The following is a 25,478-nucleotide window of genomic DNA, read 5'->3' on the forward strand; positions in this document are numbered from 1 at the left end:
TGCCATTCCCACCCGTCATGGAAGGTGCACGCACCGTGCTGGACAACGTCCCACTGGAACAGGACTCGATCGAACAGCTGATGGATGCCGCGTGGCCTGCCTGTGAAAGGGAAGATGCCGGTCCGTGGGTGCTCAGGGCGTCGGATGGAGTGACGCAGAGGGCGAACTCCGTCTGGCCCCGGCACCTGGACGCGGGCGCCCCCGAAACGGAAGTGGCGGCTGCTGTCCGCCATGCGTCCACCTGGTACCGGGATCGCCGTTTGCCGCTGATCTTCCAGGTTTTCGACGACGACCGCAGCGCCGGCCTCAATGACGTCCTGGACGGTTTGCGCTTCACCAGGCAGTCCGCCACACAGATTATGGTGCGCGGCACGTCAGGCCTGCCGTCGTCCGGCGACGGCCGCGTGGAGTTGTCGCGTCGGCCATCGGAGGAATGGCTCCGGCTCTGGTGGTCGGTGGACGGCCGCGGCGGTGAGCCTGAACTGGAGGTCGCGCGCAGGATCCTGACCGGCTGCCCTTCCGTCTACGCCCTGGTAAGGGACGACGGCGGCCAGCCAGCCGCCGTCGGGCGTCTCGCTGTGACGGGTGGCTGGGGCGGCATCTATGGCATGGCGACGTCCGAAGCGCACCGCAGGCGAGGCTACGCAACCTTGGTGCTGGATGCCCTGCTGGGCCAGGGTGCGAAGGAGGACCTCAAGGGATTCTGGCTGCTGGTCACGGCGGCAAACCATGGTGCTCAGAGCCTGTACCGGCGGGCCGGCTTCACGGACTATGGCAGCTATCTCTACCGGCAGGCGCCGTTGCGGCGTGCATCCTCGGGCTGCTAGGGCCGTCCCGGGCCATCGGTGACGGTGATTCGGATGGAGCAGGCGTCGGACGCGGCTTTGGGCAGGATGGCAGTCTTGGGCTCCTGCACATCAAGGAAAGCCAGCCGGGTCCGTTGAGCCCAGGCCTGCACGGCGGTGGCGTTGAGTACCTGCTCCACCAGGGCGCGGTCCCCTCCCGGGACGATGTATTCGATGAGGTGTGAAGCAAAGATCCGGGCCACATGTTCGGCTGCGGTCTCCACCAAAGCGTCTGCCTGGTTGGATCGTCGCCTGGCAAACCTTTGCTGTGACTGTCCGCCTGCAGAGGTGCGGGACTGGACATAGCGGTTGCCGCTCTTCGACGCGAGGATCCTGCCGCCGCTGGCTGCGGCAATGGCGAAGCCGCCACGTCGGACCAGGACAAGGCCAAGGCCGCGTTCCTGGGCAGCCAGGGAGGCCAGTCGCTCCAGTTCAGTGGCGCCGCGCCCCGGCCGCCCGTCGATGGGCCATGGCGGCCTGAGCGCAGCGGTGGTGCCGTCGGCGGCCCGCAGGACCAGGCCGTCGCCGTCGAAATCCTCGGCCACGGACCCGTGGCCGGCGGCAAACCGGTCCACCCAGCCCCTGAGCCGCGCGGCAGCAACCAAAGCCGTCCGGCTGGCGGCGCGGGGTCCTTGTTGGTGCGGGCTGGTTACGGGCCGGTCCACGTCAATGTCTCCTTTGCTGGAACTATGAGTAGCCTATCCATGTGGAAGATCTCTTTGGTGCCGGCGCAGTCGACGACGACGAGTCGGAGGACGTGCCCGCGGCCGGGGGAGTCTCCGACGCCAAGTGGATGGCTTCGCAGCGCAGCCCGTTGGCGGTCCGCATGCGTCCCCGGACGCTTGATGACGTGGTGGGACAACAACACCTCCTCGGCCAAGGCTCACCACTGCGGCAGTTGGCGGCCGGCGCGGAGGCCGCAGGCCCGGCCGGCCCAAGTTCCGTGATCCTTTGGGGGCCTCCAGGTACAGGAAAAACAACCCTTGCGCACGTGATCGCCCGGGGGCCGGGCCGGAAGTTCGTGGAGTTGTCCGCCATCACGGCGGGTGTGAAGGACGTGCGGCGGGTGATGGATGAGGCCCTGACCGCCCGGGACCTCTATAAGAAGACCACCGTCCTGTTCCTGGACGAGATCCACCGGTTCAACAAGGCCCAACAGGATGCCCTGCTTCCCGGTGTCGAAAACGGGTGGGTGGTGCTGGTGGCGGCCACTACGGAGAATCCATCCTTCTCCGTGGTGTCACCCTTGCTGTCGCGCTCGTTGCTGCTGACGCTCAAGCCCCTGACCGATGAGGACATTTCGGGGCTCCTGCAGCGGGCGGTCCTGGATACGCGTGGACTCGGTGGGCGGGTGGAGCTCAGCCCGGAGGCCTTGGAGCACCTGGTGCGCTTGTCCGGTGGGGACGCGCGGCGGGCGCTGACCGCGCTCGAAGCCGCCGCAGGTGTCGCTTTTGGCGATAACGCCGCCGTCGAAGGGGAAGACGCGCACGACGCCGAGCCGGGCCTTGCCGACGACGGCGCACCGGACGCGCCGGTACCCGTGGAGTTGCGCCACACCGAACGCGCCGTGGATGCGGCAGCCGTCCGGTATGACCGGGCCGGCGACCAGCACTATGACGTGGCCAGTGCCTTCATCAAGTCCATCAGGGGTTCGGACGTGGACGCTTCCCTGCACTACCTCGCGCGGATGCTCGAGGCGGGGGAGGACCCTCGGTTCGTCGCCCGACGGATCGTGATTTCCGCGGCGGAAGACATTGGCATGGCGGATCCCACCGCACTGCAAACGGCCGTGGCCGCTGCACAGGCGGTCCAGCTGATCGGTATGCCTGAAGGGCGGATCATCCTGGCCGAGGCCGTGGTCCACCTGGCAACCGCACCCAAGTCCAATGCCGCCTACATGGGCATCAACAAGGCCATCGCCGACGTCCGTGCCGGGTACGGCGGGGGCATACCGATGCACCTGCGTGACGCCCACTATCCCGGGGCCAAGCAGCTCGGCCACGGCCAGAGCTACAAGTACGCCCACGACGAGCCGCATGGCGTGGCCACCCAGCAGTATCCGCCCGACGACCTGGTGGGCAAGGACTACTACGTGCCCACCAACAACGGCGCGGAGAGGGACATTGCCCCCAGGCTCGAACGGCTGCGCAAGATCATCCGCGGCCAGTAGCTCCCTGGTGCCGGTCCGCGACCGTGGAACCGTGGCCCCGTGGTAGGATTGATCTTCGTCTGGCATGACCCGACGCACAATCCCATGGAAGTTTCCTTCGATGGCACTGTGCCGTGGGCCAGTAGCAAGAGGCAGCGGTTGGCCGATGCTCTCCCTGATGGAGGCCAGGAACACTGATACACCGCAGTAATTTGGAAGGACACAAGTGGCTAACAACACTCGTGCTCGCCGTACCGCACGCCTCTCGCGTGCACTCGGCATCGCTCTGACCCCCAAGGCCGCCAAGTACATGGAGCGCCGCCCGTACGGCCCCGGTGAGCATGGCCGTGCCCGCAAGAAGCAGGACTCCGACTACGCCGTTCGTCTGCGTGAAAAGCAGCGCCTGCGCGCTCAGTACGGCATCCGCGAAGCCCAGATGACCCGTGCCTTCGAAGAAGCACGCCGTACCAAGGGCCTGACCGGTGAAAACCTGGTTGAACTGCTCGAGATGCGTCTGGACGCCCTGGTTCTCCGTGCAGGCTTCGCCCGCACCATCGCCCAGGCCCGCCAGCTGGTTGTGCACCGCCACATCCTGGTTGACGGCATCCGCGTGGACCGCCCGTCCTTCCGCGTCGGCGAAGGCCAGCTCATCCACGTCCACAGCCGCTCCGAGGTCATGGCACCGTTCCAGGCAGCAGCTGCCGGTGCACACGTCCTGGCCACCACCCCGGCTTACCTGGATGTCAAGATCGACGCCCTGCAGGCAAAGCTGGTTCGCCGCCCGAAGCGCTCCGAGGTCCCCGTGATTTGCGAAGAGCAGCTCGTCGTCGAATTCTACGCTCGCTAAATTTTCCAGCAGCGCACTGAGAAGCCCGTGGCATACGCCGCGGGCTTCTCTGTCTTTGCGGTTGGACTATGCGGTGTTGCCTGCGCAGGTGAGATGAGGCTCCTTTTGTCTGTAAGGTACTTGGGGAAGCCCCAGCCAAACCGGAAACGGCCGGCGCGGGCAGCGCAACGATCCTAGGAGATGAGTTCTATGTCTGGTGGCGACATCGCCGGCCTGATTGCGGCAGGAGTCTTCGCACTCCTGGTTCTGTTGCTGGCTGTGCCGATCTTAAAGCTCGGCGGAGTTTTCGACGAAGTCCGCTCGTCCATCCGTTCCATCAGCGACGGCGCCACGCCCCTCATGGACGAGGTGACGGCCACGGTGTCCACCACCAACCAGCAGTTGAAGAAGGTGGACGGCATAGCATCGAACGTTTCCGATGCCTCCGCCAACATCTCGGCGTTGTCTTCGCTGGTGGCAGCCACGGTTGGTTCGCCGCTGATCAAGGTTGCCGCGTTCAGCTATGGCGTCCGCTCCGCGTTCGCCAGGAAGAGCACCCCATCGTCCGGCCGGCGCAGCCGCTGATTCCCCGGGAGGGCATCACACATGAAGAGAGTTGTCTGGATGGGCATTGGCGTCGCGATCGGCGTCATCGCCTTCAAGAAGTTCAACGAGGCGCAAGCCTCCATCGGGCCTGATGGCCTGAACCGCGCCGTTGGCCGGCTGGCCGACGGGCTGTTCGACTTTGCCGACGCGGTGCGTGCGGGCATGCACGAGCGCGAAGAGGACCTCCGGGCGGCGTTGGGCATCGACGACGCCGTCCGCCGGTAGCGGGCGGGTTCGCCCCCGCGCCCGCAACAGGGCAGAATGGAAAGCTGCGGAACGGCATCAGCCGGTACCGCGCACAACGTGTGCAGTGAATTGAGAAGGGTAAGTAATCAGCCAATGAAGTCGCAGGAGATCACCAAGCGCTGGGTGGACTTTTTTGTCAGTAAGGGCCACACAGCCGTTCCCTCCGCGTCGCTCGTTTCCAGCGACCCGTCACTTCTCTTCACTGTGGCCGGCATGGTGCCGTTCATTCCCTACCTGACTGCGCGTGAAGAGCCGCCGTACAGCCGCGCCACGAGCGTCCAGAAGTGCATCCGCACCGGCGACATCGAGGAAGTCGGAAAGACCGCGCGCCACGGCACGTTCTTCCAGATGTGCGGCAACTTCTCCTTTGGCGATTACTTCAAGGAAGACGCCATCAGGTTCGCCTTCGAACTTCTTACCAAGAGCGTGGACGACGGCGGCTACGGGCTTCCGGCGGAACGCCTGTGGGTCACCGTCTACGAAGAAGACGACGAAGCCAAGGAACTGTGGCTCAAGAACACCGCCATCCCGGCCGAGCGCATCCAGCGGATGGGCAAGTCCGACAATTACTGGCACACCGGCCAGCCCGGTCCCGCCGGCCCGTGCTCGGAAATCTACTACGACCGCGGCCCCGAATACGGTGTGGAGGGCGGTCCCATCGAGGACGAGACCCGCTACATCGAAATCTGGAACCTCGTGTTCATGCAGTACCAGATCGAGAACGTCCGCTCCAAGGTGGACTTCGACATTGTTGGCGAACTTCCCAACAAGAACATCGACACGGGCCTGGGCATGGAACGCCTCGCAATGATCCTGCAGGGCGTGGAGAACATGTACGAGACCGACCAGGTCCGTCCTGTCATCGACAAGGCTGCCGAGCTGTCCGGCAAGGAATACACTTCCGCCGAGACCGACGAAGATCCGCACCACACCGACGATGTCCGCATGCGTGTTGTGGCGGACCATATCCGTTCAGCCCTCATGCTCATCGCCGATGGCGTGGCACCCTCCAACGAAGGCCGTGGGTACGTCCTGCGCCGCCTGATCCGCCGCGCAGTGCGGGCCATGCGCCTCCTTGGCGTCGAGAACGCTTGCCTCCCCGAGCTCCTGCCGGTGTCCCGGGACGCCATGAAGGGTGTCTACCCGGTGGTCGAGACTGATTTCGCCCGCATCAGCCGCATTGCCTACGCCGAAGAAAAGGCGTTCCTCCGGACCATCGCTTCCGGCACTGCCCGCCTGGAAGATGCCGTTGCTGAGTCAAAGGCCGCCGGCGTCCCGCTCTCCGGTGCCGACGCCTTTACGCTGCATGACACCTACGGCTTCCCGATCGACCTCACCCTTGAAATGGCCGAGGAAGCCGGACTCAAGGTGGACGAGGCCGGATTCCGTGCGCTCATGCTCGAACAGCGCCAGCGTGCCCAGGCCGACGCCAAGGGCAAGAAGGGCGGCCACGCCGACCTTACCGCCTACCAGGAGCTGCTGGGCGAAGGTGACACGGTCTTCACCGGCTACGACGAGCTTGAAGGCGAGTCCAGGGTCCGTGGCATCGTCAGCGGCGGCCAACGGATAGCCCACGCCTCGACGGGTGACGAAATCGAACTCGTGCTCAACGAGACCCCGTTCTACGCCGAGGCCGGTGGCCAGTCGGCAGACACGGGCCTTATCACCGGGGACGGTTTCGTCGTCGAGGTCCTGGACGTCCAGCGGCCCGTCAAGGGCCTGAGCGTCCATAAGGCAATCGTGCGCGAAGGCGAGATTGCCGGCGACGCCCTGGTGCGTGCCGCCGTCGACCGTGAACGCCGCCACGCCGCAGAGCAGGCCCACACGGGAACGCACATTGTGCACGCCGCCCTGCACCAGATCCTCGGCCCGGAGGCCACCCAGCGCGGCTCCTTCAACAAGGCCGGGTACCTTCGCTTCGACTTCGCCTGGGGCGAAGGCCTCAGCTCCGCCACGCGCTCGGAAATCGAGGAAGTCTCCAACATCGCCATCCGCAACAACTTCCGGGTGGACACCAAGGTGATGGGCCTCGCCGAGGCCAAGGCGCTCGGAGCCATGGCATTGTTCGGTGAAAACTATGGCAGCGAAGTGCGGGTAGTGGAGATCGACGGCGCCTGGTCAAGGGAGCTCTGCGGTGGCACGCACGTGTCCAACACCTCGCTGATCGGCAGCCTTTCGCTGCTGGGCGAACAGTCTGTCGGCTCCGGAAACCGTCGCGTGGAGGCCTTCGTGGGCCTGGACGCCTTCCGTCACCTGGCCGCCGAACGTGCCCTGGTCACCGAGCTGACCGAACTGCTGAAGGTGCCGTCCGGCCAGTTGGCAGACCGCATCTCCAGCACCTTGAACAAGCTCAAGGCCACCGAGAAGGAACTCGACCGCCTGCGCAAGGAACAGCTTGCTGCAGCCGCGGCAAACCTGGCAGGTACCGCACGTGACGCTGCGGGTGTCCGTGTCATTGCCCACGACGCGGGCCAGGTTGGTGGCGCGGACGATCTCCGCAACCTCGCCCTTGACCTCCGGAACCGCCTGGGTTCCGAGGCATCCACGGTGGCTGTCGCAGGCGTCAGCAACGATCGTCCCGTGGTCCTGGTGGCCACCAACGAGGCCGCCCGCGACGCCGGAGTGAAGGCCGGTGCCTTGGTTCGCCTCGCAGCCGGAATCCTCGGGGGAGGCGGCGGTGGCAAGGACGATGTTGCCCAGGGCGGTGGTACTGACGCTGCGAAGGTCTCCGAGGCCCTCGCCGCTGTAGTGGACGCGATAGCCAAGCGCTGAGGTGGGTTCCAGTAGCAGCGGCGACGTCTACCCCCGGGGCATCAAGCTGGGGGTGGACGTCGGCACCGTCCGCGTAGGGCTTGCCATCTGCGACCCCGACGGAATCCTTGCAACCCCGTTCAAGACCGTCGGACGGGACGCCAAGAAGAATTCCGACATCCGCGTCGTGGTGAAGCAGGTGGCAGAGCTCGGCGCGGTCCAGATCGTGGTGGGCCTCCCGCGCACCATGAAAGGCGAGGAACGCGCATCCGCCCGGATGGCATCCGAGTATGCCGAGTTGTTGGCGGAAGCCTTGCTGCGCGCCGGAATGGACGTTCCCGTCAACCTCGTGGATGAGCGGTTGACTACCGTGACGGCGCACCGCAACCTGCACGAAGCTGGCATGAGCAGCAAGAACCACCGTAAAGTGGTTGATCAGGTTGCTGCTGCTGGAATACTTCAGCACGCGATCGACATGCAAAGAGCCAGAGGAACGGACGTTGGCCGCCGCGTGCAGGCGCGGGCGCAGTCCGATACACCCAGCAGTGCCCCAACGCTGCGGGCTGCCTCCGGCAGTGATCCAGATTCTTCTACGAGGGGACTGCAACTGTGAGCCCGGTCAACAACGACCCCTCCAACGGTACGGGGGGCGGTGGCATGCCGCTGACCCGCAAGGAGTTGCGCGCAAGGGAAAGATTCCTGGCCACGCAAAACCAGAACGTGGTGCCCGTTCCCGAAGCCACGCCAGGTGAGGCGGTCGCTTCGCCGGAAGTGGAGCCCGAACTTCCCCGTCCCGTACCTGCGGTCCCCAATGCCGCAGCTGCGCACCGCCCGTACGTGGCACCTCCCGCAGCCCAGCCCACCCCACCGGCAGCGGAGCCTGCCCCACCGGCGGCCGAGCCGGCGCCGCGTCGGGCCGGGCAAGCCCAGTCCGCGGATCTCCCGAATCCCGTTCCGCCTGCACCCGAAGCGGCTCCGTCCATTTCGGAGGAGCCTGCGCCTCACGATGCCACCACGCATATGCCGGTCGTGGCTCCCGTCTATGCAGGCCACGCTGAGGGCGATCCAAGCCCTGGCAGCGAGGCCGCCGACCACGGACACCACGATTATGCGGACCACGATGTCCATCACGGCGGGGACATCCACGCCGGGCACGATGCGCACTACGCATACGACGAGCATCATGAAGACCATCCCGATGATCACCATCCCGACGATCACGCCCATGTGCTGATTCCGGCGATGGAAACCCCGGTGAGCAAAGCAGCTGCCCGCAAGGCGCGCCGCCGCCGTCGTGTTCTCGCCTTGCTCATCACCCTCGGCGTCTTCGTCGCCGCTATCGTGATCGGCGCCCAGTTCCTCAAGCCCCTCCTGGGCATGGACAAGGTGACCGATTATCCGGGACCGGGTTCGGGATCAGTCACCGTCACGGTGCCCGAAGGTGCGGGACCCAAGCAGGTGGCGGCCGACATGGTGTCGAAAAAGGTCGTGGCCGATGCCGACAGCTTCGTGAAGGCCTTCACGGCGGAAGGCGGCGTCTTGTCTCCGGGTGACTTCACCTTCAAGACTGAGATGAAGAACGCCGATGCCGTCGCCATCCTTTCCAACAAGGATTCGTCCAAGGTCATCTACTTCGCCTTGAGCGCAGGCCTCCGGATCAACGAGTCGCTCGACGCGATTTCCAAGGGTTCGGGCATCCCGCTCCAACAACTCAATGCGTTCAACCAGGCCCCCGGGCAGTTCGGGCTGCCGGCCAAGGCGAAGAACCTTGAAGGCTTCCTTGCGCCCGGTGAGTACCGTTTCCCGCTGGGAACATCGGGCAAGGACATCATCCAGGCCCTCGTCACCGCCACGTTGGACGAACTCAAGTCGCAGGGCATCACGGACCAGGCCAAGCAGTACGACGTCGTGACCATCGCGAGCATCGTCCAGGCAGAAGGCGGCCAGGCCGATTACGGAAACGTGGCCGGCGCCATCTACAACAGGCTCAAGCCGGACAACAAGGAAACCAACGGCCTCATCCAGTCCGACGCCACCGTGACCTACGGCCTGGGCAAGAAGTCCTTCCACCTGACGGACGAAGAGAAGGCCGACAAGTCCAACACCTACAACACGTATGCGAACGTTGGACTCCCCGCGGGTCCCATCGGTTCGCCGGGTAAGACCGCGATCGATGCCGCCGCCAAGCCCACTGCCAACGACTACCTGTACTGGGTGACCATCAACCTGGACACCAAGGAGACCAAGTTTTCCAAGACGTTGGCGGAGCACAGCGGCTACGTTGAGCAATACAACGCCTGGTGCGCGGCCAATCCGGGACGGTGTGTGTGAGCCGCCGGGCTGCTGTCCTGGGCCACCCGATCTCCCATTCGAAGTCTCCGGCGATGCATTCCGCGGCGTATGCGAAGCTTGGCGTGGACATCGGCTATTCGGCTGTCGACGTTACAGTGGAATCGCTTCCGGCCTTCATGGAATTGGTCCGCGGAGATGGCTCGTGGTGCGGTTTGTCCGTGACCATGCCGTTGAAGACGGCAATGGTGGCGGAGGTGGACGAGGTCCGCGGTGCTGCCGCCCACTTGGGCGTGCTCAACACCGTGGCATTTGAGCACGACGGCGGTTCCGTCCGCCGGGTGGGGTACAACACGGACGTCTCCGGCATCATTGAAGCAGTCCGTTACGCTGGCCTGGCGACGACGCCCCACGCGTCCATCCTGGGTGGCGGCGGAACATCCGCTGCCGCGATCGCAGCGGTGCAGGAGATGGGGGCGGGACACGTCGATGTCTTCGTCCGCGATGTCTCCCGTGCCGTCGAAGCGCAAGCGGCCGCTTCCGCCGTCGGGATTTCCCTTGCGGTCCGTCCGCTCACGGAAGCCGCAACAGCGGTAGCCGCGAGTGACCTGGTGATCTCCACCTTCCCGCCGCGTGCCGCCGATGCCCTGGCGGACGAGTTGGCGGACCAGCCCGGAACCGGGGGCGGGGTGCTGCTGGACGTCGCCTACGACCCCTGGCCGAGCCGCCTTGCCGAGGTGTGGCATGCGCACGGCGGTGCCGTGGTTCCCGGGCTAGAAATGCTGATGTACCAAGCGGCGGAACAGATCCGGCTTTTCAGCGGATGCGACGTGGATGCCGCCGTCATAGATGTGATGTGCGACTCAGTCGGGCTTCCCCGGCGAGTGTTCTAGAGGCCTTACATGGCAGGATTGGTTATATGTTGCGTTGGTTGACAGCCGGTGAATCCCACGGTCCGGCTCTGGTCGGAATAGTTGAAGGCGTGCCCGCCGGTGTTGAACTCACCAGTGGGCAAATCCGCGACGCGCTGGCGCGTCGCCGCCTTGGGTATGGCCGTGGCGCCCGCATGAAGTTTGAGCAGGACGAAGTGACCATCATGGGTGGTGTCCGTCACGGTGTCACCCAGGGTGGTCCCGTCGCCATCCAGGTGGGCAACACAGAATGGCCCAAGTGGGAACAGATCATGTCCGCGGATCCGGTGGATCCGGAGCTCCTGGCGGACCAGGCCCGCAATGCCCCCTTGACGCGTCCGCGTCCGGGCCACGCCGACTTCACCGGCATGCAAAAGTACGGGTTTGACGAAGCACGTCCTGTGCTTGAAAGGGCGAGTGCCCGGGAAACCGCGACGCGCGTGGCCCTGGGCACGGTAGCGGCGCAGTTCTTGAAGCAACTTGGCGTCGAACTGGTCAGCCACACCGTTTCCATTGCCAGCGTCTCCGTACCGGAAGGCCGTCCCTTGCCGCTTCCGGGCGATGTGCTCGCCCTGGATGCTGATCCGTTGCGTTGCTTCGACCGCGAGACCTCGGACGCCATGGTGGCTGAGGTGGATGCCGCGCACAAGGAGGGGGAAACCCTGGGGGGCGTCGTTGAAGTCCTCGCCTACGGACTCCCGCCGGGACTTGGCAGCTACGTCCACTGGGATCGTCGCCTCGATTCACGGCTGGCGGCAGCCCTCATGGGCATCCAGGCCATCAAGGGCGTTGAAGTTGGCGACGGCTTCCTGACCGCCGCGCGCCGCGGATCGGCCGCCCATGACGAAATCGTCAAGGACGAGCACGGCAGGATCATCCGGCAGACCAACCGTGCAGGCGGCATCGAGGGCGGCATGAGCATTGGCGAAGTGCTGCGGGTCCGTGCGGCGATGAAGCCCATTGCCACGGTTCCCCGCGCACTGCGCACCATCGACGTCAGCACTGGTGAGCCGGCCAAGGCCCACCACCAGCGTTCGGACGTGTGTGCGGTGCCGGCGGCAGGCGTCGTTGCAGAGGCCATGGTGGCGCTGGTGCTGGCCGAGGCCATCACCGAGAAGTTTGGTGGCGACTCCGTGGCAGAGACCACCCGCAACCTGCAGAGCTACCTGGACAGCATCCCGGCTACCCTGGACTCGGTCGGCCGGTAGTGGCGGGCGCGATCCAGGGCGGCCGCGCCGGCCGTCCCGTTGTCCTGGTTGGTCCGATGGCGGTAGGAAAGTCTGCCATCGGCGTGCAGTTGGCGCAACAGTTGGACATACCTTTCGTGGATACCGACGCCGTTGTGGTGGCCGCGCACGGCAGCATTGCAGACATCTTCGCAGGCCGCGGCGAACATGCCTTCCGTGAACTCGAAGCGCGGGCAGTGGCCAAGGCCATCGATTCCGCCAAGGTGGTGCCCGCCGTCATTTCGCTCGGTGGGGGAGCCGTTCTTGATTCGGGGACGCAGCAGTTGCTTGAGGAATGCACTGTTGTCTACCTGGAATGCGATGCCGAAACCGTCGCAGACCGCATTGCACGGAACACCGGCCGCCCCTTGCTGCAGGGGGACGCGATGTCCCGCTGGGAGGCATTGTTCGCAGCCCGAAAGCCCGTCTACGAGCGACTCGCCAACATCGTCCTGGATGTCCGGTCGGGATCCGTGGCGGAAATCGCCCTCCTGCTGGAGGAGCGGCTGCGCGAGTACGCAGCCTTGAAAGAGGAAGTTGAAAAGTGAGCAACGAAGCAACTGTCATCAAGGTCACCGGGCAAAACGCCTCGGACAACTACGACGTCGTGGTGGGACGGGGACTGCTGGAAACACTTCCAGCCAAGCTCGGAGAGCGCGTCCGCCGTGTCCTGGTGATCCACCCCCGGGCGCTTCGGCTGACCGGCGATACCGTCCGCGACGAACTTGAGGCAGCAGGCTTCACGGCACTGACAGCCGAGATCCCCGATGCCGAAGAGGGCAAGCACATCCAGGTAGCTGCCTTCTGCTGGCAGGTGCTGGGCCAAAACGACTTCACACGATCGGACGCAATAGTCGCCGTTGGCGGTGGTGCGGTCACGGACCTGGCCGGTTTCGTTGCGGCCACCTGGCTGCGCGGTGTCAAGGTCATCCACATGCCCACCAGCCTGCTCGGCATGGTGGATGCTTCCGTCGGCGGCAAGACCGGCATCAACACTGCGGAAGGCAAGAACCTCGTGGGTTCGTTCCACCCTCCTGCCGCTGTCCTTGCCGACCTGGACACGCTGCAGACGCTTCCCAGGAACGAACTCGTTTCCGGCATGGCCGAAGTCATCAAATGCGGCTTCATCGCGGACCCCGCCATTTTGGACCTCGTGGAGAAGAACACGGACGCAGTGACGGATCCGGGGTCGGCGGTGATCCGGGAACTGATCGAGCGTGCCATCGCGGTCAAGGCCAACGTGGTGTCCCAGGACCTTAAGGAATCCGGACTGCGTGAGATCCTGAACTACGGCCACACCTTGGGTCACGCCATTGAACTCGTGGAGCGTTACTCGTGGCGGCATGGCGCGGCGGTCTCCGTCGGCATGATGTTCGCCGCTGAGCTTTCACGCAGTGTCGGGCGCCTCACGGATGCCGACGCCGACAGGCACCGGACCATCCTGGAGAGCCTGGGCCTGCCCATCACCTACCGCAAGGACCGCTGGCAGGGTTTGCTGGACGGCATGCGGCGCGACAAGAAGTCCCGCGGCGACCTTCTTCGTTTCGTGGTCCTGGACGGGGTTGCCAAGCCTGGCATCCTGGACGTTCCGGACACCTCACTGCTGTTTGCCGCTTACCAGGAGATCGCATCATGACGGCCACCCTCAGCGAAGGCATCAGCGACTGGCCAACAGCCGGCTTCCCCGGAGTCCGGATGAACCCGGATACCCTCCTCCCTGTGGTGGTCAACGAGGACGCGATGGAGTCCGCCCTGGCTGTGTCCGAAGACCCCGCCGACCGCATCATGGCACTCCTGCTGGAGAACCAGCCCAAGGAAGCCGCCGAATTGCTGGCCGAGGCTCGCTACAAGGACCCCGAGTCGTTTCGCCTGAGGATCTTCGAAGCCGAGGTCCACCGTGCCACCAACAGGCATGACCGTGCCGTTCAGCTGTTCCGCCAACTCCTTAGTGAAGTCCACGGCAGCTCCAAGGAAGCCGTGGTCCATCAGTACCTTGGGCGTGCCTACTTCGTCAGTGGCAACGCCGTCGCGGCTTCGGAGGAGTTCGCGAAGGCCCTGGACCTGCGGGTAGCCATGGCGGCCGACGCGGCCTTGATCTATTCCTCCGCTGTGGCCTTGCAGCGTGCCCGCGACGTGGTGGAAGTGGCTTCCTAGGACGCTTCCTGCTGCCCGTTGACGGGCCACTCTCCATTTGCCGGTAGAATGGTTCTTGGATTTTTGATAAATACGCGCTGGCCAGCCATTGAGGCATGCCGGCTTGGCATACGGCTGGAAGCTAGAACTTAGCTTTGACCAGTGAGAGAAACCAGAGGATACGAGTGGCAACCACAAACGACATCAAGAACGGAACCGTACTGAAGCTCGAGGGCCAGCTCTGGAACGTCATTGAGTTCCAGCACGTCAAGCCGGGCAAGGGCGGCGCCTTCGTCCGCACCAAGATGCGGAACGTCATGTCCGGCAAGGTTGTGGACAAGACCTTCAACGCCGGCCTCAAGATCGAGACCGCTACGGTTGACCGCCGCGACTACCAGTACCTGTACCAGGATGGCGAAGACTTTGTCTTCATGGACACCAGCGATTACGACCAGATCCACGTATCCGGCGCAACGGTGGGCGATGCCACCAACTTCATGCTGGAGAACCAGATGGTGAACATCGCCATCCACGAGGGCACTCCCCTCTACATCGAACTCCCGCCGAGCGTCGTCCTCGAAATCACCTACACCGAGCCTGGCCTCCAGGGTGACCGCTCGTCCGCTGGCACCAAGCCGGCAACCGTCGAGACCGGTTACGAGATCCAGGTTCCGCTTTTCGTCGAGCAGGGCACCAAGGTCAAGGTCGACACCCGCGACGGCAGCTACCTGGGCCGGGTCAACGACTAGTGAGTGCCCGCGGTAAGGCCCGTAACAGGGCCCTGGAAGTACTCTTCGAAGCCGAGCAGCGCTCGGTCTCGGCTTTCGACGCGCTGAAGGCGCGCCGGGAGAAGACTGACCTCATTGTTAACCCGTACACGGTGGAAATCGTGGAGGGTGTTGTCTCCATGCAGCCCACCATCGACGAATTCCTGCAGACCTACGCGCAGGGTTGGACGTTGGAGCGGATGCCGTCCGTGGACCGCATCATCCTGCGCATCGGCGCTTGGGAGCTGCTGTACAACGACGACGTTCCTGATGGCGTGGCCGTCAGCGAAGCCGTGGCCTTGGCCAAGACCATGTCCACGGACGAATCGCCGGCATTCATCAACGGCTTGCTCGGGCGGCTCCAGAAGCTCAAGCCATCCTTGCTGGCCTAGCACCCATGAAGGGCCCGTTTTCCCGCACTGCGAGTGCCGGAAGACGGGCCTTTTTGTGTGCCTACCCCAGGACGGCCGCGCGGAGCCCCGGAATGGCCCGCAGCTGTTCCAGTTCGTCCCGTTGATGGAGCTGGACGTCGCGTCCGCTCAGGATCCGCTGGCGGGTGAAAGCCAAAGCCGTGGCGGCCTTGATGAAGGCCCGCATGTGGGCCGAGCGGCCGCGAGTGGCAGCCCATCCGGTGGCTTGCCTCCTGCCACGGGCGGTTGACAGCATCTCCACTTCTGCCGGCGTGAACCATCCGGCAGCGGCATATTCCTGCAGGCGCTGACGTGTGAGTTTTCCTTCGGCGAGCCGGAGCAGGATGATGCCCACTGCGGCTACCAGGAAGATCGGCACCTGGATTACAAAGTATTCGGCCAGGAAGTCCTGGCCCATGCTGTTCCAGCGGTTGTGCAGGAACATTGCCGGGAGCAGGCCAACGAAGAACGCCAGGACCGCGTAGCCGGTGTGCCATTTCCGTGCAGCGAACCCCATGATGAGCCCGGTGGTCCCGGTGAAGATGGCGTGCGCAAAAGGCGACATAACCCCGCGCAGGATGAAGATCCGGACCAGGTCTGCGCCCGGCTCGGAAGACGAGGCGATCTCGCGTCCGAAGTACAGGATGTTCTCCGTGAAAGCGAAGCCGGCGGCAATGGTGAAGGCGAAGACCACCCCGTCCACCGGACCGTCGAAGTATTTCCGTGCCGCGAGGATGAGCACCAGCAAGCCAAGCGACTTGCTGAATTCCTCCACGATGGGCGCCTGCACCGTGGCCATGAAGTAGGTGAAGGCCTCTTCACTGGTGGTGGGAGCTGCCAAGGCAAACACAGGTTGGATCAAGAGCGTCGCGGCAATGGAGACGGCGGCTCCCCAGGTGAACGCAAACCACAGCAGCCGCTTGGGCTCAGGCTCCCAGCGGTCAATTAACCGTACGGTCAACAACACCACGGACAGCGGAACCAGCGAAGCCACAAAGCCGATCACGAAACCGGTGACGCCGGTGTTTCCCAGCAGGAAAGGGATAACAAGGATGAGGCTTCCGAAAACCAGGACGGCACCCACCAGGAGCAGCGGGATCAACCCCCACGTCCGTCGGGGCTGGGCGCGGGCCGGGGTGGCCCAGGATTGTTGGGGAAGCGGGCCCGGATTCCCGGGGGCAGTTTGGTAGTTGCCCGGCTGCACCCTGCCGATCCAGGTGGGATTGGGGGAAGCGCCCGGCATGCGCCCAGGATATTGCTGTGGGCCGCCAGGGCTGCCGGGAAAGTTGCTGGTCATGCTCCCGAGCCTATTCCACGCGGTGGAGATGTGAGGTTTAACTCACCGCTGCCCCGGTCGTGCGGTGAGGGCGCCGGGGGTGCCTGTGGTAGCTTTGAAACGCAAATATTCCTTTTTTAATTCCGTCCTGTGAGGCGGGGAAAGGGGAGACGAGCGATGACTGAAGCTACTTCAGCGCAGGTTCCGTCCAGGGTTGTTCTCAACCAGGCGGACATTGACCGTGCGCTCACTCGTATCGCCCATGAGATCCTCGAGGCCAACAAAGGCTCCCAGGACCTGGTCCTGTTGGGCATTCCCCGCCGCGGCTATCCACTCGCCGTGCGCCTGGCCAACAAAATTGCCGCGGCCGATCCCGCGGTCAACGCCGAAACGATTGTCGGCCAGCTCGACGTCACCATGTTCCGTGACGATCTCTCGCACCAGCCCACGCGGCCACCACACCACACGCGCCTCCCCCTCTCCGGCATCGATAACAAAGTTGTTGTCCTCATTGACGATGTCCTGTACTCGGGACGTACCATCCGGGCGGCGTTGGATGCCCTGGTGGACCTGGGACGGCCCAGGATCGTGCGCCTGGCAGTCCTGGTGGACCGGGGTCACCGTGAGCTGCCCATCCGCGCGGACCACGTGGGCAAGAACCTTCCCACGTCATCTGCCGAGAAGGTCCGCGTGCGACTGGAAGAGATCGATTCCGTGGACGGCGAACCCATCAACGAAGTAGTGATCGAGGCCGGTAAGTGAAGCATCTTCTTTCCACAGAGAACCTCAGCGCCGCCGACGCCATCCGCGTTCTGGACACTGCCGAGGAAATGTCTGCCGTGGGGGACCGCGAGGTCAAGAAGCTTCCGGCCCTTCGTGGCCGCACGGTGGTGAACCTCTTCTTTGAGGATTCCACGCGGACGCGCATCTCCTTCGAGGCCGCGGCCAAGCGCTTGTCCGCGGACGTCATCAACTTTGCTGCCAAAGGCTCCTCGGTCTCCAAGGGGGAGTCCCTCAAGGACACTGCACAGACCCTTGCCGCCATGGGTGCCGACGCCGTGGTCATCAGGCACTGGGCATCAGGGGCCCCGCACCGCCTGGCCGCCACGGACTGGATCGACGCCGCGGTGATCAACGCCGGTGACGGTACCCACGAACACCCCACGCAGGCCTTGTTGGATGCGTTCACCATGCGCCGCCACTGGTCGCAGATCAACGGGACGGCTTCCTCCGGCGCGGACCTGAAAGGCATGCGGGTGGCCATCGCCGGCGATGTCCTGCACTCCCGGGTGGCCCGGTCCAACGTGTGGCTGCTGCGCACCCTGGGCGCCGATGTCACTCTTGTGGCGCCACCCACTCTGCTGCCGATCGGCGTCGAACACTGGCCCTGCAAGGTGAGCTACAACCTGGACGAGACCCTCGAAGCGGGTGTGGACGCGATGATGATGCTCCGCGTCCAGGGCGAACGCATGAACGCTTCCTTCTTCCCGTCCACCCGCGAGTACTCGCGCCGCTGGGGTTTCGACGACGCACGCCTGAGAACCTTGGACGACCTGGGCATGAAGGACACCATCATCATGCACCCGGGCCCCATGAACCGGGGCTTGGAGATCTCCTCGGCGGCCGCAGACTCGCCCCGTTCCACGGTGCTTGCCCAGGTCAGGAACGGAGTTTCCGTGCGCATGGCCGCCCTCTACCTGCTGCTTTCGGGAGACACCCGCGAGGCGGCCCCCACTGCAACCACCCCGTCCACCAAGGAGAACAACTGATGTCCGGTGATACCTACCTGATCCGCGGGGCCGCCATTCTTGGCGGCGAAACTGAAGACCTCCTGATCCGTGACGGGCTCATCGCAGCACGCGGCAAGGACCTGGCAGCTGACGATGCCACCGTCATCGACGCGGCCGGCCTGATTGCCCTCCCCGGCATGGTGGACGTCCACACCCACCTCCGCGAGCCGGGCAGGGAAGACGCGGAGACCGTTGAGACCGGCACCCGTGCCGCAGCCCTGGGCGGCTTCACAGTCGTCCATGCCATGGCCAACAGCAACCCCGTGGCGGACACCGCCGGAGTGGTGGAGCAGGTCCACAGCCTGGGCCGCGCCTCCGGCTGGGTAGACGTCCGCCCGGTAGGTGCCGTCACCGTGGGACTTGCAGGCGAGCAGCTTGCCGAGCTGGGCGCCATGGCCGATTCCCGCGCCCAGGTGCGGATGTTCTCCGACGACGGCATTTGCGTCCACGACCCCGTCCTCATGCGCCGTGCCCTGGAATACGTCAAAGCGTTCGACGGCGTGGTGGCCCAGCATGCGCAGGAACCCCGCCTTACCGCCGGGGCACAGATGAACGAAGGTGCCGTCTCGGCGGTCCTGGGGCTGGCCGGCTGGCCGGCCGTTGCCGAAGAAAGCATCATCGCCCGCGATGTCCTGCTCGCCCAGCATGTGGGTTCGCGCCTGCACATCTGCCACGTGTCAACGGCAGGAAGCGTGGAAATCGTCCGCTGGGCCAAGGCGCGCGGCATCAACGTCACGGCGGAGGTCACGCCGCACCACCTCATCCTCACCGACGAACTGGTCCGCAGCTACGACCCCGTGTTCAAGGTCAACCCGCCGCTGCGCACGGACGCGGACGTCCAGGCGCTCCGCGAAGGCCTGGCCGACGGAACCATCGATGTTGTGGGTACGGACCACGCGCCGCACCCGAGCGAGCACAAGGAATGCGAATGGGCGCAGGCCGCCATGGGCATGACGGGCCTGGAAACAGCGCTGTCGGTGGTTCAGGCAACCATGATCGAAACCGGCCTCATGACGTGGGCCGACTTCGCGAGGGTTACCTCCTTCACGCCGGCGCAGATCGGCCGGGTCGCCGACCAGGGCCGTCCCTTGGACGAAGGTGAACCGGCCAACGTCATCCTTGTGGACCCGGCTGCGCGCTGGACGGTGGACCCCCATAAAATGGCCACCATGGGCCGCAATTCACCGTTCAAGGGCAAGGAACTGCCCGGATCAGTCGTTGCCACGTTCTTCAAAGGCCATCCGACGGTCCTCGACGGCCAGCTGAACACGCCTTACCGGCACCCGGGAAACCTCGATACCCCTGCCGCGGCGGTCAGCGGCGCCTGATGGACACCCAGACCCTCTCAGCGGTCATCACCGTGGCTTTGATCCTCGTCATCCTGGCGATGATCGGGCTGGGGTGGCGGAACCGCCTCAGGCGACAGTCCGACGTCGAACGCCTCCCGGACGTGCCTCAGCAACTGGCGCCGGCCGCAGTGGTGGCCGAGGGACAGTATGTTGCGACCACCACGGCAGGCGACTGGCTGGACCGCATCGCCGTGCAGGGACTGGGAATCCGGAGCAACGCCGAGTTGAGCATCCACGCCGAAGGCGTGCTGTTCGACCGCCCCGGAGCAGCTCCGCTGTTCATCCCCCGCGCGGCCGTGACCGATGTCCGCAGGGACGCCGGGATGGCCGGCAAGTTCGTCGAGAAGGACGGACTCCTGGTCATCAGCTGGAAGCTGGGGGACCGGGAACTGGATACCGGCTTCAGATCCAGGCAATCCGCAGACCAGCAGCTCCTCCTCGAAGCCCTTCAAGAATTGATCTCCGCAGCCCCTCAGGCAGATGCCGATAGTGGAAAGTAATAAAGTGACGGACAGTAACGCAGCCACCACACCAACCCCCTCAGCAGCCGTTCTGGTGCTCGAAGACGGCCGCATGTTCCGCGGCCGGAGCTACGGCGCCCAGGGCACCGCCCTCGGTGAAGCCGTCTTCGCAACCGGCATGACCGGCTACCAGGAGACCATCACGGACCCCTCCTATGCCCGCCAGCTGGTGGTCCAGACGGCCCCGCACATCGGGAACACCGGCGTCAACACCGAGGACGCTGAGTCCCGCAAGATCTGGGTTGCGGGCTACATCGTCCGCGACGCCGCACGCCGCCCCTCCAACTGGCGCTCCGAGCGTTCCCTGGACGCCGAACTGGTGGAGCAGGGAATCGTGGGCATCCAGGGCGTGGACACCCGCGCCATTACCCGCCACCTGCGTGAGCACAAGACCATGCGCGCCGGCATCTTTTCCGGTGAGGCCGCCCAGGCCTCGGACAAGGAACTGCTGGAGACCGTCCTGGCCAGCGCCCCCATGGAAGGCGCTGCCCTGGCGGAGGAAGTCAGCATCGACGAAGCCTACGTGGTGGAACCCAAGGACCACGGCTGGGATGGAGAACCCCGGTTCTCCATCGCCGCAGTGGACCTGGGCATCAAGGCCATGACGCCGGTCCGCTTTGCCGAGCGCGGCGTTCGCGTGCACGTCCTCCCGGCCACTGCCACGCTCGAGGACGTCAACGCCGTCAGCCCGGATGGCTTCTTCATGTCCAACGGCCCCGGCGACCCCGCCACCGCGGACCACCAGGTGACCCTGCTCCGTTCGGTGCTGGACGAGAAGCTGCCGTATTTCGGTATCTGCTTCGGCAACCAGATCCTGGGCCGCGCGCTTGGCTTCGGCACCTACAAGCTGCGCTACGGACACCGCGGCATCAACCAGCCGGTCATGGACCGCCGCACCGGCAAGGTGGAGATCACCTCCCAGAACCACGGCTTCGCCGTGGACGCGCCGATGAACGGCGCCACTGTGGCCCCGGAAGAGCGGTACGGCCGGGTTGAGGTGAGCCACGTTTCGTTGAACGACGACGTCGTGGAAGGCCTCGCCTGCCTCGACATCCCGGCCTTCTCGGTCCAGTACCACCCCGAGGCTGCTGCGGGCCCGCACGACGCCGCGTACCTCTTCGACCGCTTCATCGACCTCATGGCCGATACGAAAGCCGCCAACTCCACCGACACCAAGACTGAGGACCAGAAGTAATGCCCAAGCGTACAGATCTCAAGAGCGTCCTTGTCATCGGTTCCGGCCCGATCGTCATCGGCCAGGCCGCCGAGTTCGACTACTCCGGTACCCAGGCCCTGCGCGTCTTGAAGGACGAAGGCCTGCGGGTCATCCTGGTCAACTCCAACCCGGCAACCATCATGACCGACCCCGAGTTCGCCGATGCCACCTATGTGGAGCCCATCACGCCCGAGGTGGTCGAGAAGATCATTGCCAAGGAGCGTCCTGATGCCGTCCTGCCGACGCTGGGCGGCCAGACCGCACTGAACACCGCGATCGCCCTGGACAAGAACGGTGTCCTGGAGAAGTACAACGTGGAACTGATCGGTGCCAACATCGCCGCGATCGAGCTCGGCGAGGACCGCGAGAAGTTCAAGGGTGTCGTGGAACGTTGTGGCGCCGAATCGGCACGCAGCCACATCATCCACACCATGGACGAGGCCTTCAAGGCCGCTGAGGACCTCGGCTACCCCATGGTGGTCCGGCCGTCCTTCACCATGGGTGGCTTGGGCTCCGGCCTGGCGTACAACGAGGACGACCTCCGCCGCATCGTTGGCCAAGGCCTCCAGTACAGCCCCACCACCGAGGTACTGCTCGAAGAGAGCATCCTTGGCTGGAAGGAATACGAACTTGAGATGATGCGCGACAAGAACGACAACGTCGTTGTTGTGTGCTCCATCGAAAACTTCGATCCCGTAGGCGTGCATACCGGTGACTCGATCACCGTCGCTCCTGCCCTGACGCTGACCGACCGCGAATACCAGAAGCTCCGCGACGTGGCCATCGCCGTGATCCGCGAAGTCGGTGTGGACACCGGCGGCTGCAACATCCAGTTCGCCATCGATCCCGCCACGGGCCGTGTGGTGGTCATCGAGATGAACCCGCGTGTGTCCCGTTCTTCCGCCTTGGCTTCGAAGGCAACCGGCTTCGCGATCGCCAAGATCGCCACCAAGCTGTCCCTGGGCTACACCCTGGACGAGATCCCCAACGACATCACGCAGAAAACACCGGCATCCTTCGAGCCCACCCTCGACTACGTCGTGGTCAAGGTTCCGCGCTTCGCGTTCGAGAAGTTCCCGGCGGCGGACAACACGCTGACCACCACCATGAAGTCCGTGGGCGAGGCCATGGCCATGGGCCGCAACTTCACGGAAGCCTTGCAGAAGGCCCTTCGCTCCCTTGAGCAGAAGGGCTCGCAGCTGGACTTCAGCTCCGTTCCGGAGTACGAAGTGGCTGAGCTCATCGAGAAGGCCAAGCGGCCCACCACCGATCGTTTGTACCAGGTCCAGCGGGCGCTCTTGGGTGGTGCCACCGTTGAACAGCTCTTCGAGGCAACCAAGATCGATCCGTGGTTCCTGGACCAGCTGCAGCTGCTCAACGAGACGGCACAGGAGATCCGCAAGGCCGGTGTCCTGAGCGAGGACATGCTGCGCAACGCCAAGCGCCACGGCTTCTCCGACGAGCAGATCGGTGCCCTCACGCACAATTCCGAGGCCGTCGTCCGCGGTGTCCGCCAGGCCCTGGGCATCCGCCCGGTCTACAAGACGGTGGATACCTGCGCCGCCGAGTTCGCTGCCTACACGCCGTACCACTACTCGGCCTATGACGAGGAAGACGAGGTGGGCCTGCACTCCAAGCCCTCCGTCATCATCCTCGGCTCCGGGCCCAACCGCATCGGCCAGGGCATCGAGTTCGACTACTCCTGCGTCCACGCTTCCATGGCACTGCGCAAGGCCGGCTACGAGACCGTCATGGTCAACTGCAACCCGGAAACCGTCTCCACTGACTACGACGTCTCCACGCGCCTCTACTTCGAGCCGCTGACCCTCGAGGACGTCCTGGAGGTCATCGCCGCCGAGGAGCGCACCGGTGGCGTCATGGGCGTGTTCGTCCAGCTCGGTGGCCAGACCCCGCTGAAGCTGGCCCAGCAGCTGGCCGACGCCGGTGTTCCCATTCTGGGCACGTCGCCCGAAGCGATCGACCTCGCAGAGCACCGTGGCGCCTTCGCACGGGTCCTGGATGAGGCCGGCCTGACGTCTCCGAAGAACGGCACGGCTGTGTCCTTCGAGGACGCCAAGAAGATCGCCGACGAGATCGGCTACCCCGTCCTGGTCCGTCCGTCCTACGTCCTGGGCGGCCGCGGCATGGAGATCGTGTACGACGAAGCCAACCTGTCCCGCTACATCGCCAACGCCACGGAAATCACCTCCGAGCACCCGGTGCTGATCGACCGCTTCCTCGAAGACGCGGTGGAGATCGACGTCGATGCGCTCTTCGACGGCACGGACATGTACCTGGGCGGCATCATGGAGCACATCGAGGAAGCCGGAGTCCACTCCGGTGACTCCGCATGCGTGTTGCCCCCGATCACCCTGGGCAACAACGTGATCGAGCGCGTCCGCACCGCCACCCGCGCGATTGCCGAGGGCGTGGGTGTCCGTGGCCTGATCAACATCCAGTTCGCCCTGGCATCGGATGTCCTCTACGTCCTCGAGGCCAACCCGCGCGCCTCGCGCACTGTTCCGTTCGTTTCCAAGGCCACGGGCGTGCAGATGGCCAAGGCGGCCGCGTTGATTGGTACGGGCGTCACCGTCAACCAGCTCCGCACCGCGTACAAGATGCTGCCGGAGTCCGGGGATGGTTCCACGCTTCCGCTAGACGCTCCGGTTGCCGTCAAGGAAGCCGTCCTGCCGTTCAGCCGCTTCCGGACTCCGGAGGGTAAGGTGGTGGACTCCCTGCTCGGCCCCGAAATGCGTTCCACGGGCGAGGTCATGGGCATCGACAAGCACTTCGACACGGCTTTCGCCAAGAGCCAGTCGGGTGCGAACAACGCCCTGCCCACCGGTGGCAAGATCTTCGTTTCGGTGGCCAACCGGGACAAGCGGTCCGTGATCATGGGCGTCAAGCGCCTGTCGGACCTCGGGTTCGAGATTGTCTCCACAGGCGGAACCGCGGATGTCCTGCGCCGCAACGGCATCCAGGCAACCCCCGTCCGCAAGGTGGCCGAGGGCAGCAGCGCCGAGGGTGAGGGAACCATCGCGGACCTCGTCGTGGCAGGGGAAATCGACATGGTGTTCAACACTCCGTCCGGCGGCGAAGCGCGCAGCGACGGATATGAACTCCGGGCCGCCGCAACCTCGATCGGCATCCCCTGCATCACCACGGTGGCGGAGTTCAACGCTGCGGTCCAGGCGATCGAAGCACTGCGCACCTACGAGTGGTCCGTGACCAGCCTGCAGGAGCATGCGACCAACCTGGCTGCTTCCTATGAGGCCGCCCATGCCTGAGTCCGGCGTAACACCCGAACAACAGTCTGTCCGGGAGCCGTTCGGCTCCCGGCTGGCTGCGGCCATGGACACCTGCGGGCCGTTGTGCGTGGGCATTGACCCGCACCCGCAGTTGCTGGCGGACTGGGGACTGAACGACGACGCCGCCGGGCTGGAACGCTTTTCCCTCACGGTGGTGGAGGCGGTGGCTTCCCTCGCTGCCGCGGTCAAGCCGCAGGTGGCGCTGTACGAGCGTCACGGATCCGCCGGCATGGCAGTCCTGGAACGCACCCTGGCGGCCGCTGCGGAGGCCGGAGTCTTGAGCATCGCCGACGCCAAGCGCGGAGACATCGGCTCCACCATGGCAGCGTACGCGGATGCCTGGCTCCGTGACGGCTCCTCCCTGGCAGCCGATTCAGTCACGTTGAGCCCCTACCTGGGCTTTGAGTCCTTGCGGCCTGCCCTGGATCTCGCGGCCGAGTACGGCAGGGGAGTGTTCGTGCTTGCCCTGACGTCGAATCCGGAAGGCAAGAGCGTCCAGCATGTTGGCGGAGATGACTCGGTAGCCCGGCGGATTATTGCTGCGGCTGCTGAAGAAAATGCACGCTACGCGGGTGCGCTGGGATCGGTTGGCCTTGTGGTTGGCGCCACGATCGGTTCCGCCCTTGAGGATCTCGGAATCGATCTTGGGCCTGTCAGGGGTGCGATCCTCGCCCCCGGCCTTGGTGCCCAGGGAGCCACCCCGGCGGACCTGCGCGCAACCTTCGGTTCTGCTTACCCGGCGGTCCTTGCAACGTCCAGCCGCGGAATCCTCGCAGCCGGACCCACAGTGGCTGCCTTGCGGGCCGCAACAGAGGAAACCCTGGGCGGCTTGCGCGCCTAGGCTGCTGCCGGTAGGTTC

The 25,478-nt window shown here is 65.0% G+C and carries 24 protein-coding genes; 22 read left to right on the plus strand and 2 right to left on the minus strand.

What is annotated here, in order from left to right:
• Positions 1–17: 17 nt before the first annotated feature.
• A complete protein-coding gene (locus ACIPV6_RS01595; protein WP_400269221.1) occupies positions 18–827 on the plus strand; it encodes a GNAT family N-acetyltransferase in 810 nt (269 codons plus the stop codon).
• Here ACIPV6_RS01595 and ACIPV6_RS01600 read toward each other — a convergent pair.
• The gene (locus ACIPV6_RS01600) at positions 824–1,510 is read right to left on the minus strand and encodes an acVLRF1 family peptidyl-tRNA hydrolase (RefSeq protein ID WP_400269222.1); all 687 of its coding nucleotides are present in this window, start codon (positions 1,508–1,510) and stop codon (positions 824–826) included. The two genes, ACIPV6_RS01595 and ACIPV6_RS01600, sit on opposite strands and share 4 nt — an antisense overlap.
• A 41-nt stretch (positions 1,511–1,551) precedes the next feature.
• Here ACIPV6_RS01600 and ACIPV6_RS01605 point away from each other — a divergent pair, with 41 nt between their 5' ends.
• The 14 genes from ACIPV6_RS01605 (at position 1,552) to nusB (ending at position 15,141) form a co-directional block, all read left to right on the plus strand.
• Positions 1,552–3,015 carry a replication-associated recombination protein A gene (locus tag ACIPV6_RS01605; RefSeq protein WP_400269223.1) on the plus strand — a complete coding sequence of 488 codons (1,464 nt, stop codon included), beginning with the start codon at positions 1,552–1,554 and terminating at the stop codon, positions 3,013–3,015.
• Between the two features lie 205 nt (positions 3,016–3,220).
• On the plus strand, positions 3,221–3,841 hold the full coding sequence (rpsD, locus tag ACIPV6_RS01610; protein WP_387437188.1) for a 30S ribosomal protein S4: 621 nt from the start codon (positions 3,221–3,223) through the stop codon (positions 3,839–3,841).
• Between the two features lie 189 nt (positions 3,842–4,030).
• Positions 4,031–4,405: a DUF948 domain-containing protein gene (locus tag ACIPV6_RS01615; protein ID WP_397321634.1), complete on the plus strand. Its 375-nt coding sequence runs from the start codon at positions 4,031–4,033 to the stop codon at positions 4,403–4,405.
• 21 nt (positions 4,406–4,426) lie between these two features.
• Entirely contained in the window at positions 4,427–4,651 is a 225-nt protein-coding gene (locus ACIPV6_RS01620) for a DUF6167 family protein (RefSeq protein WP_397321635.1), read from the plus strand.
• A 114-nt stretch (positions 4,652–4,765) separates the two neighbouring features.
• Positions 4,766–7,444 (plus strand): alanine--tRNA ligase, encoded by a 2,679-nt coding sequence (gene alaS, locus ACIPV6_RS01625; protein ID WP_400269224.1) that lies wholly within the window; start codon positions 4,766–4,768, stop codon positions 7,442–7,444.
• A gap of 1 nt (position 7,445) precedes the next feature.
• Positions 7,446–8,036 (plus strand): Holliday junction resolvase RuvX, encoded by a 591-nt coding sequence (gene ruvX / locus ACIPV6_RS01630; RefSeq protein WP_400269225.1) that lies wholly within the window; start codon positions 7,446–7,448, stop codon positions 8,034–8,036.
• A complete protein-coding gene (gene mltG, locus ACIPV6_RS01635; RefSeq protein ID WP_400269226.1) occupies positions 8,033–9,754 on the plus strand; it encodes an endolytic transglycosylase MltG in 1,722 nt (573 codons plus the stop codon). Before ruvX ends, mltG begins: the two co-directional genes overlap by 4 nt.
• Positions 9,751–10,605, plus strand: a complete 855-nt coding sequence (locus tag ACIPV6_RS01640) for a shikimate dehydrogenase family protein (RefSeq protein WP_400269512.1) — start codon at positions 9,751–9,753, stop codon at positions 10,603–10,605. Before mltG ends, ACIPV6_RS01640 begins: the two co-directional genes overlap by 4 nt.
• A 26-nt stretch (positions 10,606–10,631) precedes the next feature.
• Positions 10,632–11,831, plus strand: coding sequence for a chorismate synthase (aroC, locus tag ACIPV6_RS01645; RefSeq protein ID WP_400269227.1), 1,200 nt, complete (start codon positions 10,632–10,634; stop codon positions 11,829–11,831).
• Positions 11,831–12,397, plus strand: coding sequence for a shikimate kinase (locus ACIPV6_RS01650; RefSeq protein WP_400269228.1), 567 nt, complete (start codon positions 11,831–11,833; stop codon positions 12,395–12,397). The genes aroC and ACIPV6_RS01650 overlap by 1 nt, the downstream gene beginning before the upstream one ends.
• The gene (gene aroB / locus ACIPV6_RS01655) at positions 12,394–13,485 is read left to right on the plus strand and encodes a 3-dehydroquinate synthase (RefSeq protein ID WP_400269229.1); all 1,092 of its coding nucleotides are present in this window, start codon (positions 12,394–12,396) and stop codon (positions 13,483–13,485) included. Before ACIPV6_RS01650 ends, aroB begins: the two co-directional genes overlap by 4 nt.
• Entirely contained in the window at positions 13,482–14,003 is a 522-nt protein-coding gene (locus ACIPV6_RS01660) for a tetratricopeptide repeat protein (RefSeq protein ID WP_400269230.1), read from the plus strand. The genes aroB and ACIPV6_RS01660 overlap by 4 nt, the downstream gene beginning before the upstream one ends.
• 164 nt (positions 14,004–14,167) lie before the next feature.
• Positions 14,168–14,731: an elongation factor P gene (gene efp / locus ACIPV6_RS01665; protein WP_021470603.1), complete on the plus strand. Its 564-nt coding sequence runs from the start codon at positions 14,168–14,170 to the stop codon at positions 14,729–14,731.
• Positions 14,731–15,141 carry a transcription antitermination factor NusB gene (gene nusB / locus ACIPV6_RS01670; RefSeq protein WP_397321644.1) on the plus strand — a complete coding sequence of 137 codons (411 nt, stop codon included), beginning with the start codon at positions 14,731–14,733 and terminating at the stop codon, positions 15,139–15,141. Before efp ends, nusB begins: the two co-directional genes overlap by 1 nt.
• Positions 15,142–15,202: 61 nt before the next feature.
• Here nusB and ACIPV6_RS01675 read toward each other — a convergent pair whose 3' ends face one another.
• Positions 15,203–16,456 (minus strand): PrsW family intramembrane metalloprotease, encoded by a 1,254-nt coding sequence (locus ACIPV6_RS01675; protein WP_400269231.1) that lies wholly within the window; start codon positions 16,454–16,456, stop codon positions 15,203–15,205.
• 156 nt (positions 16,457–16,612) lie between these two features.
• Here ACIPV6_RS01675 and pyrR point away from each other — a divergent pair, with 156 nt between their 5' ends.
• Genes pyrR through pyrF form a run of 7 tightly spaced genes read left to right on the plus strand, consistent with a single transcriptional unit; the run spans position 16,613 to position 25,460 of the window.
• On the plus strand, positions 16,613–17,197 hold the full coding sequence (gene pyrR, locus ACIPV6_RS01680; protein WP_400269232.1) for a bifunctional pyr operon transcriptional regulator/uracil phosphoribosyltransferase PyrR: 585 nt from the start codon (positions 16,613–16,615) through the stop codon (positions 17,195–17,197).
• Positions 17,194–18,204, plus strand: coding sequence for an aspartate carbamoyltransferase catalytic subunit (locus ACIPV6_RS01685; protein WP_400269233.1), 1,011 nt, complete (start codon positions 17,194–17,196; stop codon positions 18,202–18,204). Before pyrR ends, ACIPV6_RS01685 begins: the two co-directional genes overlap by 4 nt.
• Positions 18,204–19,553: a dihydroorotase gene (locus ACIPV6_RS01690; RefSeq protein ID WP_400269234.1), complete on the plus strand. Its 1,350-nt coding sequence runs from the start codon at positions 18,204–18,206 to the stop codon at positions 19,551–19,553. The genes ACIPV6_RS01685 and ACIPV6_RS01690 overlap by 1 nt, the downstream gene beginning before the upstream one ends.
• On the plus strand, positions 19,553–20,074 hold the full coding sequence (locus tag ACIPV6_RS01695; protein WP_400269235.1) for a hypothetical protein: 522 nt from the start codon (positions 19,553–19,555) through the stop codon (positions 20,072–20,074). Before ACIPV6_RS01690 ends, ACIPV6_RS01695 begins: the two co-directional genes overlap by 1 nt.
• Positions 20,055–21,290, plus strand: a complete 1,236-nt coding sequence (gene carA / locus ACIPV6_RS01700; RefSeq protein WP_400269236.1) for a glutamine-hydrolyzing carbamoyl-phosphate synthase small subunit — start codon at positions 20,055–20,057, stop codon at positions 21,288–21,290. Before ACIPV6_RS01695 ends, carA begins: the two co-directional genes overlap by 20 nt.
• On the plus strand, positions 21,290–24,598 hold the full coding sequence (gene carB / locus ACIPV6_RS01705; protein ID WP_400269237.1) for a carbamoyl-phosphate synthase large subunit: 3,309 nt from the start codon (positions 21,290–21,292) through the stop codon (positions 24,596–24,598). Before carA ends, carB begins: the two co-directional genes overlap by 1 nt.
• Positions 24,591–25,460: an orotidine-5'-phosphate decarboxylase gene (gene pyrF / locus ACIPV6_RS01710; RefSeq protein WP_400269238.1), complete on the plus strand. Its 870-nt coding sequence runs from the start codon at positions 24,591–24,593 to the stop codon at positions 25,458–25,460. The genes carB and pyrF overlap by 8 nt, the downstream gene beginning before the upstream one ends.
• Positions 25,461–25,478: the final 18 nt, after the last annotated feature.

Origin of the sequence: Paenarthrobacter sp. NPDC089988, assembly GCF_044748465.1 — a bacterium.
Taxonomy (GTDB): Bacteria; Actinomycetota; Actinomycetes; order Actinomycetales; family Micrococcaceae; genus Arthrobacter.